Annotated in this window: 13 protein-coding genes; 5 read left to right on the top strand and 8 right to left on the bottom strand. The window is 34.6% G+C overall.

Annotation, left to right across the window (positions count from 1 at the left end):
- Positions 1-106 precede the first annotated feature (106 nt).
- Genes leuB through BW983_RS21110 form a run of 4 tightly spaced genes read right to left on the bottom strand, consistent with a single transcriptional unit; the run spans position 107 to position 4,411 of the window.
- Positions 107-1,231 (bottom strand): 3-isopropylmalate dehydrogenase, encoded by a 1,125-nt coding sequence (gene leuB / locus BW983_RS21125; protein WP_076553778.1) that lies wholly within the window; start codon positions 1,229-1,231, stop codon positions 107-109.
- Entirely contained in the window at positions 1,212-1,820 is a 609-nt protein-coding gene (gene leuD / locus BW983_RS21120; RefSeq protein WP_076553777.1) for a 3-isopropylmalate dehydratase small subunit, read from the bottom strand. The genes leuB and leuD overlap by 20 nt, the downstream gene beginning before the upstream one ends.
- 9 nt (positions 1,821-1,829) lie before the next feature.
- Positions 1,830-3,218: a 3-isopropylmalate dehydratase large subunit gene (gene leuC, locus BW983_RS21115; RefSeq protein WP_076553776.1), complete on the bottom strand. Its 1,389-nt coding sequence runs from the start codon at positions 3,216-3,218 to the stop codon at positions 1,830-1,832.
- Positions 3,219-3,247: 29 nt separating this feature from the next.
- A complete protein-coding gene (locus tag BW983_RS21110) occupies positions 3,248-4,411 on the bottom strand; it encodes a 2-isopropylmalate synthase (RefSeq protein ID WP_076553775.1) in 1,164 nt (387 codons plus the stop codon).
- Positions 4,412-4,559: 148 nt separating this feature from the next.
- Between BW983_RS21110 and BW983_RS21105 the strand changes: the two genes are divergently transcribed.
- Positions 4,560-6,104 carry a hypothetical protein gene (locus tag BW983_RS21105; RefSeq protein WP_076553774.1) on the top strand — a complete coding sequence of 515 codons (1,545 nt, stop codon included), beginning with the start codon at positions 4,560-4,562 and terminating at the stop codon, positions 6,102-6,104.
- Between the two features lie 140 nt (positions 6,105-6,244).
- Here BW983_RS21105 and BW983_RS21100 read toward each other — a convergent pair whose 3' ends face one another.
- Together BW983_RS21100 and BW983_RS21095 are read right to left on the bottom strand one after the other, a co-directional pair.
- Positions 6,245-7,219, bottom strand: a complete 975-nt coding sequence (locus BW983_RS21100; protein ID WP_076553773.1) for a dipeptidase — start codon at positions 7,217-7,219, stop codon at positions 6,245-6,247.
- Between the two features lie 25 nt (positions 7,220-7,244).
- The gene (locus tag BW983_RS21095) at positions 7,245-8,429 is read right to left on the bottom strand and encodes a DUF4932 domain-containing protein (protein ID WP_076553772.1); all 1,185 of its coding nucleotides are present in this window, start codon (positions 8,427-8,429) and stop codon (positions 7,245-7,247) included.
- Between the two features lie 92 nt (positions 8,430-8,521).
- On the opposite strand from BW983_RS21095, the gene thrS reads away from it, so the two are divergent.
- Both thrS and infC read left to right on the top strand, forming a co-directional pair.
- Positions 8,522-10,441, top strand: coding sequence for a threonine--tRNA ligase (thrS, locus tag BW983_RS21090; RefSeq protein WP_076553771.1), 1,920 nt, complete (start codon positions 8,522-8,524; stop codon positions 10,439-10,441).
- 152 nt (positions 10,442-10,593) lie between these two features.
- A complete protein-coding gene (infC, locus tag BW983_RS21085; RefSeq protein WP_172625635.1) occupies positions 10,594-11,094 on the top strand; it encodes a translation initiation factor IF-3 in 501 nt (166 codons plus the stop codon).
- Between the two features lie 298 nt (positions 11,095-11,392).
- On the opposite strand, the gene BW983_RS21080 is transcribed toward infC, so the two are convergent.
- Entirely contained in the window at positions 11,393-11,956 is a 564-nt protein-coding gene (locus BW983_RS21080; protein ID WP_076553770.1) for a hypothetical protein, read from the bottom strand.
- Between the two features lie 142 nt (positions 11,957-12,098).
- Here BW983_RS21080 and BW983_RS21075 point away from each other — a divergent pair, with 142 nt between their 5' ends.
- Entirely contained in the window at positions 12,099-13,172 is a 1,074-nt protein-coding gene (locus BW983_RS21075) for a resolvase (protein ID WP_076553769.1), read from the top strand.
- A 149-nt stretch (positions 13,173-13,321) separates the two neighbouring features.
- Positions 13,322-13,888: a hypothetical protein gene (locus BW983_RS21070; RefSeq protein WP_076553768.1), complete on the top strand. Its 567-nt coding sequence runs from the start codon at positions 13,322-13,324 to the stop codon at positions 13,886-13,888.
- 222 nt (positions 13,889-14,110) lie between these two features.
- Here BW983_RS21070 and BW983_RS21065 read toward each other — a convergent pair whose 3' ends face one another.
- Positions 14,111-14,740, bottom strand: a complete 630-nt coding sequence (locus BW983_RS21065; RefSeq protein ID WP_076553767.1) for a response regulator transcription factor — start codon at positions 14,738-14,740, stop codon at positions 14,111-14,113.
- Positions 14,741-14,742: the final 2 nt, after the last annotated feature.

Raw genomic sequence — 14,742 nt, 5'->3', positions numbered from 1 at the left:
ATTTAAAATTATGATAAAGAAATATTACCGTTTAAAAAGTCGAAAGGCTCTGTATCATATGAAACAGAGTCTTTCTTCTAACTATCTATCTAAGTGAACTTTTTTATTATACAATGGTAGATTTACCAATTTTTATATTTTCAAAATTATAATATGATTTTTCAGAATATTTAATGTGATCCGCAATAAAGCTTCCCACTTCGCTTGTAGAATAATATTGTTTACTATTAAGGTCTATTGTAACATATTTATTTTCAATAGCATGCTCTACAGATTGTCTCAGTTTATTAGCGGCAGCATGAAGATGAAGATGATCCAGCATCATTGCCACACTTAAAATGGAAGCTATCGGATTGGCAATTCCTTTTCCTTTCGCCTGTGGATAAGAACCGTGGATAGGCTCAAATAAAGCATTACTCTCTCCTACTGATGCAGATGGAAGCAAACCGATGGACCCACCAATTACACTCGCTTCATCAGAAATAATATCACCAAACATATTCTCTGTTAAAATAACATCAAACTGTTTTGGATTAAGGATTAATTGCATTGCCGCATTATCTACAAACATATAATCCAATTGTACATCAGGATATTCAGAAGCAATTTCCTGACAGATTTTCCTCCATAGCCTTGAAGTATCCAGCACATTCGCTTTATCAATTAATGTCAGCTTTTTACTTCTTTTCTGCGCTTCCTGGAATGCCATGTGAGCAATCGGAAGAATATCTTCTCTGCTATATTTACAGATATCATAAGCGTAAGCCCCCTCAGGATCAGTAAATTTTTCACCGAAATAAATACCGCTTACCAATTCTCTGAAGATCTGAATGTCTGCTCCTTCAACAATTTCTCTTTTCAATGGGCTCTTTTCAATCAGAGAGGCATATGTCTTTAACGGACGGATATTCGCAAATAATCCTAACTCTTTACGAAGTTTCAATAATCCTTGTTCAGGACGTACTTTTGCTTCCGGATTATTGTCAAAAGCAGGATCACCAATCGCTCCGAAAAGCACGGCATCAGATTCTTTACAAATTTTTAAAGTTTCATCTGGCAAAGGATTTCCTGTTTTAAAAATAGCTTCAGCACCAATCAATCCATAATCAAACTCAAATTTATACTGGAATGCTTCCGCAATTACATCTAATATTTTGATGCTTTCACTGATGATTTCAGGACCTATTCCGTCTCCGGGAAGTACTGCGATTTTAAAATAATTGTTGCTCATTTGTTTTTTGTGTTTTTAGTTCAAAATTTGTGATCGCCTGTTTTTTGCTGATTAAAAAATCAATATCGTCATAGCCATTTAATAGGCATATTTTTTTATAAGAATCAAGTTCGAAAGTTTCTGTAGTATCTTTAAAACTGATGGACTGCAATTCTACATCGATAGCAATTTCATTATCCGGATTTTCGTTGATTCCTTCCAAAATCTCCTTTAAAAATTCTTCAGAGACTTTTACTGGAAGAAGTCCATTATTGAGAGCGTTTCCTTTAAAAATATCTGCGAAATAACTGGATATAATTACCTTAAAACCATAATCTGTCAACGCCCAAGCTGCATGTTCACGGCTACTTCCACACCCGAAATTATTCCCTGCCACCAGAATTTCACCATTGAACTTTGGATTGTTTAAGACAAAATCAGGATTGGGTTCATTGGTATGAATATTAAACCTCCAGTCTCTGAACAGATTTTCTCCAAAACCTTTCCTGTCTATACTTTTCAGGAATCTTGCCGGAATAATCTGATCTGTATCTATATTTTCTGCAGGCAACGGAACTGCGGTGGATTTTATTATAACTAATTTTTGCATGTATTCTTTTTAATTTAAACTTTCAAAAGCAGAAATTCTACCTTCTATTGCGGCTTTTGCTGCTGTAAGCGGACTTGCCAGAATTGTTCTCGCTCCCTGCCCCTGTCTTCCTTCAAAGTTTCTGTTGGAAGTAGAAACACAATATTCTCCTTCAGGGATCTTATCATCATTCATCGCCAGACAAGCTGAACATCCGGGCTGACGGATCTGAAACCCTGCATCATTGAATATTTTATCCAAACCTTCTTCATAGATCTGCTTTACCACCTGCTGAGAACCGGGAACTATCAATGCTTTTACAGCTTCTGATTTACTTTTCCCTTTAATATACTGAGCCGCAGAACGGAAGTCTTCAATTCTTGCATTGGTACAGCTTCCTATAAACACGTAGTTTACCTTAATGCTGGATGGTGTCTGTCCCGCTTCCAACCCCATATACTTTAATGCTTTTGCTTCCGATTCATTTTGTGGCGCAGGAATTGTTTCATGAATTGATATCCCCATACCAGGATTAGTTCCGTAAGTAATCATTGGATAGATATCTGATGCATCAAAGCTTAATTCTTTATCAAAAACAGCTCCTCCATCAGTTTTCAAAGTGTTCCAGTAAGCAACTTTTTCATCCCATTCTTCACCTTTTGGAGCAAACTTTCTTCCCTGAACATATTCAAAAGTGGTATCGTCAGGAGCAATCATTCCTCCTCTTGCACCCATTTCAATGCTCATATTACAAACGGTCATTCTTCCTTCCATCGACATTTCTTCGAAAACATTTCCGGCATATTCACAGAAATATCCTGTTCCGCCATCTGTTCCGATCTTTGAAATGATATACAGAATCACATCTTTAGGCTGAACATTTTCATTAAGCTTACCATTCACGGTAATTCTCATAGACTTTGGCTTGTTAAGCAACAAACACTGGCTGGCAAATACCTGAGCAACCTGACTGGTTCCAATTCCAAAAGCGATGGCTCCAAAAGCACCATGTGTTGAAGTATGGCTATCACCACAAACAATACTCATTCCCGGCTGTGTAATCCCCAATTCCGGAGCAATAATATGAACGATTCCCTGGTACTGATGTCCCAATCCGAATAATTCTATATTATTTTTCTGGCAGTTCTCCGTTAATTGCTGAACCTGATTTCTTGATAATTCATCACGGATAGGTTTTTCCTGATGAAGTGTGGGCACATTGTGATCTGCTGTTGCTACAATCTGTTCCGGTCTGAATATTTCAAGATTTCTGGACTCAAGCTCTGCAAAAGCCTGTGGACTGGTAACTTCGTGAATCAGGTGTTTATCAATATATACGATTTGTGGTCCGTCCGGAACAGTGTCTACAACATGAGCGTCCCAAACTTTATCAAAAAGTGTTTTTTTATCGTTGTTCATTTTTACTTTTACTTGAATTATATCAAACTCTATCCTATTTTTCGGCTACAAACATCCATGATCAGAGCCAAATCATCGTTTCCTACTTCTTTCTTCAGGTCTGCTATTTTTAGAAATTCCTGATACAAATAATCCAGTTCATTCTTCGTAACATCAAAACCGATATGTTTAAATCTATAGGCAAGTGCAGAACGTCCGCTTCTTGCAGTAAGAATGATAGATGATTCATTCACTCCCACTTCAGCCGGATCAATAATCTCATAAGTTTCCCTGTTTTTGATCACTCCATCCTGATGAATTCCTGAGCTGTGCGCAAATGCATTAGCTCCTACAATAGCTTTATTCGGCTGTACAGACATTCCCATCAGATCAGAAACCATTGCACTCATTTCATTCAGCATTCTTGAGTTCACATCGGTATACAGATTTAAGTCTTTATGTTGTTTTAAGATCATTACAACTTCTTCTAAAGCAGTATTTCCTGCTCTTTCGCCTAATCCATTGATTGTACATTCAATCTGGCGTGCCCCGTTGATGGCTCCCGAAATTGAATTTGCAGTTGCTAATCCCAAATCATTATGACAATGGCATGATAAAACTGCTTTTTCAATGCCTTTTACATTCTCTCTCAGATATTTTATCTTCTGTCCGTACTCTTCAGGAAGGCAATATCCTGTAGTATCAGGAATATTTAGAACAGTTGCTCCGGCTTTGATGACAGCTTCACAAACCCTAGCCAGATACTCATTATCTGTCCTTCCCGCATCTTCTGCATAGAATTCAACGTCTTCTACATAACTCTTTGCATATCTTACAGCTTCTGCTGCGCGTTCAATGATATTTTCCCTTGTTGAGTTGAATTTATATTTGATATGAGAATCAGAAGTTCCGATTCCGGTATGTATTCTTGGTCTCTTGGCATATCTTAAAGCTTCAGCTGCAGCATCAATATCTTTTTTATTGGCTCTTGTGAGTCCGCAGACCTTTGCATTTCTTACGAGTTTTGAAATTTCAGAAACAGATTCAAAATCTCCAGGGCTGGAAATCGGAAAACCTGCTTCAATGATATCAACTCCCAGTTCATCAAGCTTTTCAGCTATAATCAGTTTTTGTTCCGTGTTTAGTTTGCATCCGGGAACCTGTTCTCCATCTCGTAGTGTGGTATCAAAAATTTCAATTTTTTCGGAATTCATAAATGAAGTTTTTTACTTAATTTTGACCCAAAACTACAGCTTGCAATATTTTTTGATTTTTATTTTTCCTGAAAATTACAATATTCAATAGTTGAAAAAATAGTTTTATCATCCTGATATTTAATTATTTAAATCCTTAAAATTTACAATGGCAGAATTGCAGAAAGATTTTTTGTTTGTATTGGTAAAGTCATTGACCACCTCTGAAAAAAGACAGTTTAAATTGTATGTAAACCGTCTCGGAATTAATGTAGATGCAAAATTTTTACTCCTCTTTTCCGAAATGGATAAGATGAAGGAATATGATGAAAGCATAATTATTGAGAAGAAAATCTCTACAAAACAGCAGCTTTCAAACCTAAAAGCTCATCTTTACAAGCAAATTCTTGTAAGTCTCCGCATGAACCCAAGTCATCAGAACTATCGTATACAGCTTAGGGAACAGTTGGATTTTGCCAATATTTTATATCAGAAAGGGCTTTATAAACAGGCATTAAAAATTTTAGATAAGACGAAACAAACTGCTTTAGAACTTGATGAGAAAAGTATTGCTTCCGAGGTTATAGATCTTGAAAAAGTCATTGAATCACAATTCATTACCCGAAGTATTGAAGGACGTGCTGAAGAACTGATCAGACAATCTCAGGAGTTAAGTAAACAGAACCGATATACTACCAAACTTTCCAATCTTTCATTGAAATTATACAGTGAAATGCTTACGCATGGCTATGTGAAAAATAATACTGCCCGTGAGGAAGTTATGGAAGTTTTCAATGCACAGATTAAAAATATCAGTTTTGATAAATTGAATTTCACGGAGAAACTTTGGTATTTCAAAGCACATGTCTGGAAAAATCAGTTGTTACAGGATTATAAATATACTTTAAAATACGCCTATCAATGGGTTGATCTCTTTCATAAAAGCCCAGAGATGATTTACAGCCATCCGGTTTGGTATATTAAAGGAAACACTTATTTACTGAAAATTCTTTTCCTGTATGGAAATATTGATATTCTGGAAGAACATTTTGCAGATTTTAATAAGATGGTAAATGCTGAAAACTTCGCTCAGAATGAAAATTTACAGTCACTTATCTTCCTTACCCATTACAATACACTGATGAATATTCACTTTGTGAAGGGTGAGTTTTTTACCGGAACAAAACTTATTCCTGAGATTGAATTAAAAATGGAAAAGCTCAGGGAACGAATTGACGAACACCATTTTATGATCCTTTACCTTAAAATGGCGGCCATGTTTTTTGGAAGTAAAATGTACAAAAAAGCCATTGAATACTCAATGAGAGTGATTGAATCTAAAGGAAATGTGCAGGAAGATCTTTTATTCCATACCCGAATTCTTATTTTAATGTCAAAATATGAGTCTGGGAATGATGAGGATTATGACGAATTCATTGCTTCTACACTGAAATTTGCCAAAAAGATGAAAAAACCGGAAGATTTTCACTTTGAAAGTATTCAATTTTTTAAGAACCTGAATAACCAAGTTTTGGATCAAAGACAGAAAGCATTTGAAGCATTTGATAAAAAGTTAGAGGAATTTTCTCACAACGAATATTACAGAAGGTCTTTATTTTACATAGATATTCATGGTTGGATTCAGTCTAAAGTGAGGAACGTGGATGTGATTGAAATTATCAAAAAGAAGGTAAAGTATAAAAGGAAAGGTTGATTAGGATTCCTGTAATATTTTGGGCATAAAAAAAGCTTCAATAAAAACCAAGTAAAAATCTAACAAACAAAAACTTACATGCATTTATTTAACGCAAAGATTCATAATAAAACTTTGCGTTAAATAAAGAGTTAAATAAGTTATTTATAAATATTTTCAATAAATCTTAAAGCATTTTCATGGCTGATCTTTTCCGTCAATTCAGAAGAAAATCTTGTCCCAATTTCCTGATTAATGGCAGGATAAACTGATGCATTTGAATGCTCTTCAAAGAAGAAAGGATGACGGGAAATGTCCGGATGATCTTTCCAATAGAAATAATCTGCGCCGTAAGCAAGGCTGTCTTCACCTCCAAGATCCAAGCCATATTGAATATGTTCATACAATCTTTTAGGATCTTCAAGATCAACATAGTCTTTGATGAAATTTAGTCCGATTAAGCCTTTTCTGTGGATGACTTCTTTTGCCAGCTCATCAGGAAGATTTCTATTGTTTTTATAGACAGACCTGAAGTTGGAATGACTTGCCAAAATAGGAATAGAATAGTTTCTCTGATCCACATAATTGAAAATATCATGCGCCAATTGATCACTTGTATGTGCCAGGTCAATTGCTATTTTTTTATCCGCGATATAATCAATCAGCACTTTTCCATCATCCTTTAGTCCTGCTGTAGCATTATTCCCGCCTCCGAAACGGTTTTCCAAATGATGGGTAATTCCAATATAAAAAACTTTGCGGGTATTTTCTATAATGGTTTCCAGCTTTTTAAATCCAGAATCCAGAGTTTCATTTTCGTCACAGAAAGAAGAAGCATTTTCTATGGAAGCAATGACTCCAACCCGGTTTTCATTCTCAGAAGATTTATAGTTTTCAGGATTAAATAGGAAGAAATTTTCGTTTTTTATCAGATCTGAAAACAATTTACTCTGTTCCAAACCGTGAACAGTACTGTTTGCCCCCGTTCCCGAGTAAATAGCCATTACCTGCAGCTTTACATTTCCTTCTTGTAAATAAGGTAAAGAGCTGCCTAATTCTTTATCATCAATGGTTGAATTCGATCTTAATAAATAGTATAATAGATCGCAGTGTAAATCAATATTTATTGTATTCATAGTGGATGACAATTTATAGCTTTTATTACTTGTTTTGAGCCAACATATTATTGATAGATTCAATATCTGTATTTTCAAAAACTTCTAACAATTGAGGTACAAAATCCCCGAATGTTTTATATTTTTTTCTGTCGGCATTATATTCTTTCAGTTTTTCTTCCAATTTCGGAAGGAAAATAAAGTTTTCTTTCAGATGATAAGCTTCCAGTCTCTTTGCTCTTTCAAAATCTTTTTGAAGTCTTGCAGTCTGAATTTCTCCCAATCTCACCAGATGTTCAGCTACGCAGGTTTGATAGTCTCCGTACCCTCCGGTTTTGATCATTGCTTCTTTTAATTTTGAGTTTTCAAACAGATCTTTGAACTTTTTAAGTTTGTCTTTATGCTTATACACTTCTTTATTCACAAAGGAATGCCCAAACTCATGAACACTTAAAAATCTAGCCTGAAATTGATTATCATAACCAAACTGTCCTTGCTTCTCAACCTTTACAAAGGGGCTTGCAATCTCATAAATATTCTTTTTCCCTGTTTTTAAAAGAACATCGGCACCTATTCCCCTTCCTTCATTATTGTCAATAGGCCACATCATTATTGGAGAGATAAGAATGGTATATCTATTAAAACTTTCACCATAAAACTGCTCCATTGCGTTCGTAAAACCAGCCGGGATCTGTTTGCTGTATTCATTTATTCCACCAGCATAAAAGTCTTTGTTCTCCTTAAAAAACTGTTCAAGATTCTCCTGTTTGTAGAATTTTGATAGTTCTGAAAGGTAATTTCTAATTAAATCCGTAGCTTCTTTGTTCTGTTCTTTGGTTAAATTATTGTTGTCAAATTGATATTCGTTGATCCAGCCCGTTGCCGGAAATTCTTTATGATACATCAGGGGTTTCATCAGAAAATCATTTCCTGAACCGAATTTTTCGATCAAAGCATCATTTAATTTTGCTGTTAAAATAGCAATCTCAGAATTTTTCAAATGATTGTATTTAGCCAAAGTACTTTTTACAATTGGCTGATATACTGAACATTCTTTTATTTTATAAAGTTCAAAGTCTTTATTTGTTTTTCGGTGTTCTGCTGAAAGAATTTCGGCAAGAAAATAGGTTTCTACATTTTTATTGTAAGTTACGGAAAACTTAGAGGTATTTTTCTGTGAAATGGCGAATGTAGAAGCCAGTGAAACAAAAACTACGAATATCTTTTTCATCTATAATATTAATTATCATTCTAAATATATGCTAATATAGTATTTTATCTAAAAAATGCGTATTTTTGCATCTTAAAATTTCTTAGTAAACAATGATAAAAATTACACTTCCAGACAATAGTGTCAAAGAATTCGAAGGAGCAGTGACTCCTCTAGATGTGGCAAAATCTATAAGCGAGGGATTGGCTAGAAATACCATTTCCGCAATTGTTAATGACAAACAAGTAGAAACAACCACACCTATAACCACGGATTCTACGGTACAGCTTTTGACCTGGAATGATGATATGGGTAAGAAAGCTTTCTGGCATTCTTCTGCTCACCTTTTGGCGCAGGCAATCCTTGAGTTTTATCCGAATGCTAAGTTGACCATTGGTCCGGCAATCGAAAGCGGATTCTACTATGATGTAGACTTCGGTGATGAAAGCTTATCTGAAAAGGATTTTGAGAAGATTGAGAAGAAAATTCTTGAGAACGCTAAAAAAGGTTCTACTTTCTCTTTATACCCGGTATCTAAAGAAGATGCCTTAAAAACATATGCTGATAATCCTTACAAAGTGGAATTGATCTCTAATCTTAATGATGGAGAAATCACTTTTGTAACTCATGATAACTTCACAGATTTATGTCGTGGAGGACACATTCCAAACACAGGAATTGTAAAAGCGGTTAAGATTTTAAATGCAGCAGGAGCTTACTGGAGAGGAAATGAAAAAAATCCTCAATTGACAAGAGTATATGGTATTTCTTTCCCTAAACAGAAAGATCTTACTGAATATCTTGAAAGATTAGAAGAAGCTAAAAGAAGAGACCACAGAAAACTTGGTAAAGAGCTTGGAATTTTTGCATTCTCTGAAAAAGTAGGTGCAGGTTTACCTTTATGGTTACCAAAAGGAACTGCTTTAAGAAGAAAACTAGAAAATTTCCTTTCTGATGCTCAGAAAAAAGGAGGTTATGAATTTGTAATGTCTCCACACATTGGGGCAAAAGAATTATATGTAACTTCAGGACACTGGGATAAATATGGGGAAGACAGCTTCCAGCCGATTAAAACTCCAAATGAAGGAGAAGAATTCTTATTGAAGCCAATGAACTGTCCGCACCACTGTGAGATCTACAAGACTTCACAATGGAGCTACAGAGACCTTCCAAAAAGATATGCGGAATTTGGTACGGTATACAGATATGAGCAAAGTGGAGAACTTCACGGATTAACAAGAGTTCGTGGATTTACTCAGGATGATGCTCACCTTTTCTGTACTCCGGATCAGCTTTCTGAAGAATTCGAGAAAGTAATTGATCTTACGCTTTATGTATTCAAATCTTTAGGGTTTGAAGATTTTGTAACTCAGGTATCATTAAGAGACCCTGAAAACAAGCAAAAGTATATAGGTACTGACGAAAACTGGGAGAAAGCAGAAAGCGCTATCATCAATGCCGCTCAGAAGAAAGGCTTAAAAACAGTTGTAGAATATGGTGAAGCAGCATTCTACGGTCCTAAGCTTGACTTCATGGTGAAAGATGCTTTAGGAAGAAAGTGGCAGCTAGGAACAATCCAGGTGGATTACAACTTACCAGAAAGATTTGATCTTCATTATATTGGAAATGATAATGAAAAACACAGACCGGTAATGATTCACAGAGCACCATTTGGTTCTATGGAGCGTTTTATCGCTATTTTATTAGAGAATACGGCAGGTGATTTCCCATTATGGTTAAGCCCTGATCAGTTTATTATTCTACCGATTAGTGAAAAGTATGTAGATTATTCAAAAAAAGTTTCACAATTTTTGGAAAATCACGATATTAGCGGTCAGATTGATGACAGAAACGAGAAGACTGGTAAAAAGATCCGTGATGCTGAATTAAAGAAGATTCCTTTCATGCTTGTAGTAGGAGAAAATGAAGAGAAGGAAGGTACAATTTCTGTAAGAAGACGTGGAGAAGGAGATCTTGGAGTAATGAAAATGGAAGATTTTGTGACTTACTTCAAAAAAGAAGCAGCAATCTAATTAAAAAAGAAAATAAGGTATTGAGAGATGAATATATCAAATGCTCTCAATCCTTTTATAAATAAGTAGTTAACCAATAAAATTATAATACAATAGCACAAAGATTTAACAACAGGGGCCCACAAAGACGTCCTGTACAGGAGGACTTACACTTGATCAACGATAAAATTCGTGTGAGAGAGCTTCGTTTGGTGGGCGATAACGTAGAGCCGGGAATTTATCCAATTGACAAAGCAAGACAAATTGCTGCGGAACAAGAATTGGATCTAGTAGTAATTTCTGATAAGGCAGAACCTTTCATTGCAAGAATATTAGAATATAAGAAATTCTTATACGAGCAAAAGAAAAAACAAAAGGAACTTAAAGCTAAACAAGTAAAAGTGGTTGTAAAAGAGATCCGTTTCGGACCTCAGACTGATGATCACGATTATGAATTCAAAAAGAAACATGCTGAGAAATTCCTTGAAGAAGGTTCTAAATTGAAAACCTACGTATTTTTTAAAGGACGTTCGATTATCTTTAAAGACCAGGGAGAAATTTTGCTTTTAAAACTTGCTCAGGAACTAGAGCACGTAGGAAAAGTAGACCAGCTTCCTAAGCTTGAAGGAAAGAGAATGATTATGATGATGAGTCCTAAAAAACCAGCAAAATAATTCAATTTATTTAAAATATAAAAAAACCTCAAAGTAATTTGAGGTTTTTTTGTTTAAGTTTTCATGGAAAAAGTTAAAAGATGATGGAGTGGATTTAGCATAAAAGTTGGGGAGATTGCAATATTGCGAATATCATTATGTCCTTAGCTTATTTACAGATAAAATGACTATATATTATTTTGTGTTTTTTATACAAGTCAATCATTTTAAATGTACAAGATCCTCCCCTAACTTTTAAGACTACTCTGTTGTTTTAATTAGTTTTTCATGGTGTCTGCAATAGATTTATAAGGTTATACTACCCTTCAAAATCCCCGCAGTCGTGTTCTGTAAAAAGAGGTAAAGTTTTTTGAGTTGTAAAATATTTCGATACTCTTTTATTCTTTAATTCAAGTTTCTGCCCTTCTATGCTTAGTTCATAAACAGGAGCTTTATCTATTTGTGTTAAAATATAAGTTCTTTCCGCAGTTTTTATAATCGTCTTGTCTCCTTCGTTAGTGAATGAAAAATCATTAATTTTAAAGGTGTCCTTGTCATCACAAACATTCGTCCATGTCATGGTATTGTTTGTAACAGATAAACTAGCCAAATCGCATGAATAACAGTTTCCTGAGAATTCTATTCCATATTTTTCATGTACGTTTGTACTTTTTGGATTCAATACATCAATAGGAACTAAGGTCAAAAAATCGACAGACATCTCTGGTTTGATGATCTCATTTTTTACAGGACTCTGCGTAGCTACAGTATCGGCTTTTTTTGCTTCTGTAGAATCTGCTGTATTCACTTTTTTGTCTGTAGCAGGCGAACAGGAAGCCAGTATAGTTATTAGAAATGAGCAATTGATTATTATGTTTTTCATCTATATAAAACGGTTTATAATACCTTTAATTTAGCTTTTGTAAAATTCTCTAAAATAGATCATTTATTATATCCCTGTTTTCAGCCATTTTCTGCGGTTTTATTTGCTGCGTGTATGATTACCGATACTTTTGCAGAAAAAAATGAAAATCTTATATCCCTTATTTATATCCTCAATGGTAACCATCACAGGATGTAATTCGAAAAATAATACATCAGAAATAAACAAATCTGAAACGGGTACTACACAGAAAGTCATAACATTTGCTGATTTCAAAAAGATAAAAGGTGTGGATAATGTGCTTAATGTACCTTTTGAATTATTTACCAAACTTGATTCTGTACAGTTTTTTGTATCTCCAAATAAAGATGCACCCCGTCTTAAAGTGGCTTACAATAAATTTGATAACTATTATGGCTTTGAAGAATTTGATGACTTCTACTCTATTCACTACAGCATCAATAACAATATTTCCAATAGTATTGAGGCTTTTGTTTTGAAATCAGAATTCACTCCGGCATCTGAGCTTACCCTGCAAGGGATAAATCTTTCTGAGATCAGAAGTAGTAGATTAAAGGGGAAAGAGGACTTAAAGAACAAATCATTCAATACATATGGAACAATAACCGAAGTTTCTGAACAGGAATTTAAAACAGTTTCAAAAAATAGAATTGATGAAGTTTTAGTTAAAAATCCTTCTGTAAAACTGAAAGATGATAACTGGATCTTTACTGGGAATAGTAAGGAAACTATAATTACTCAACACGAAAATGTATCTACTGAAGACGGTGTGTTATCAAATGAATATATAGGACAATCCCCTTCCCTGAATTTAGAGATTTTCAAAGAAAACTCAGTAGAGGTTTCAGACACCTATTATACTTTCTATAATGTAAAGTCAACGGCGGATTTTGCGCTATTTACAGGCGGATTTCCTCATATTCTACCTGGTAAAAACTGGATTTCTTATATAAGTTCAAATGACGATGTAGGAAGCAATTTTGAGATCAGTAAATATCCGGGACAAGGATCCGGTCAGGAAAGTCTTTTCTATGTAAACTTCACTACCTTCAAAATTGCTGATGAAACAAAAGCTTTTTGGGCAGATCAGGAAACTTTCTATGCTGAAGTATACCCTGTAAATTCAGCGGCTTCAAAAGGTAAGAAACAGAAGACGGCTTATATAAAGATTAAATTGAAGCCCAATTTACTTTAGAGAAAAAAGCTAAATGATAAAATTATTAAGACGTAAAAAAAGAGTTATTGTTACTAATATAAGTTTTGAAAAATAAAAACCCCTGAAATCAGCCAGTGTTTATGGGGATAAAGTCTAATATCTTTGCAACAGTTATTTAAAGATCAACCATGAAAAAAATAAGTTTAACTGTTCTTTTTTCTTTACTTGGCATCGTCACTTTCGCACAGTCGTTAAAAGTGGTGATCAAGCAGGACGGAAAAGTAATTGAGCCTGTAAATGATGTTTATGTATTAAAAAAAACACCATTCCAATTTGAGTTTACTTCGAACAATCTGGAAGGTTTTTTAATCGGGGCAACAACGGATAAAGATATTTATGCCGCTGCTTTAGGAGTTTACAAAGCTGAAGTTCCATGGTTCCAGAATACAGGAATGGCTGAGGAATTATATAACAAGGATAAAGAAATGTTTTTGATGGATCAGGCACCATCGTATTGGTATTATACGGATGCAAAAGATCATAGATTTGATAAGAATCCTAAAGGAAATTTAAAACAATGGACTGCTACCCGTACTGTTACAAGGTTTTATGATGTAATGGTTGCGCAACCCATCAATTTAAAAGATTTTAACGGAAATGTTTTTGTCTTGATGTATGAGCCTGTGTATAACAATGACTATGATTTAACAGGAAAAAAAGATCTGTTTAAGGCTGCGCTGAGATTCAGAGATTAAATAATTGAACACCTAATTTTAAATTATATAGAAAAGGTCTGCTATTACGATGTAAGCAGACCTTTTTGCTGATTAGCTGAGAAGTAAAGCGATGGTTATTGATTCTGATTAAGCGAGAGCTTAGCATCTACTTCTTTACTTTTAACCACATAGGTTTATAATCTATAAATAAAATTCACAATATCATCTGTGAAATTGGTGGAATGTTTTTATAACCAAATATCATTCGATAATCAAACCATATTCGATTGCCAGCTTAATTGCTGAACTAAGATTAGCCGTCTGAAATTTTTCAATGAGATTCTTTCTGTGGCTTTCTACAGTATGAGGACTGATAAAGAGTTTTTCTGCCATTTGATTGGTTGTAAGTCCCTTTGCGGCTTCTGCTAAAATCTCTTTTTCTCTTCTCGTCAACTTTGGAACCTGATGTAATCCGTCCGCTGTTTTTTTCTCTAAAACAGAAGTAGTTTGTGAACATAAAAACCGATTACCTGTATATACGGTATTAATTCCTTCCAGAATTTCAGAAACCGAAGCATTCTTCTGAATGTATCCCAACGCTCCTTCTGCAAGAGTACTATTGATCACAGGCAGTTCATTGTGAACGCTAAGCATAATAATCTGGAGATTTTCATACTTTTTCTTTAAAGGTTTTATGAGTTCAATACTGTTGATATCTGCCAGATTGATGTCCAGCAATAAAATATCGACATTGTGTTTTGCCAAGCCTTCATTCATTTCTGAAACGCTTTTGAAACAGTCTACCACATCAATGGTATCGCTGCTTCCTAAAATGTTTTTCAGTCCTTCCAGCAAAAGTGGATGGTCATCTGTTATGGCTACTTTTATCATGT

Source organism: Chryseobacterium ureilyticum (assembly GCF_900156735.1).
GTDB classification, from domain to species: domain Bacteria; phylum Bacteroidota; class Bacteroidia; order Flavobacteriales; family Weeksellaceae; genus Chryseobacterium; species Chryseobacterium ureilyticum.
This window is presented reverse-complemented; position numbering and strand designations above follow the sequence as displayed.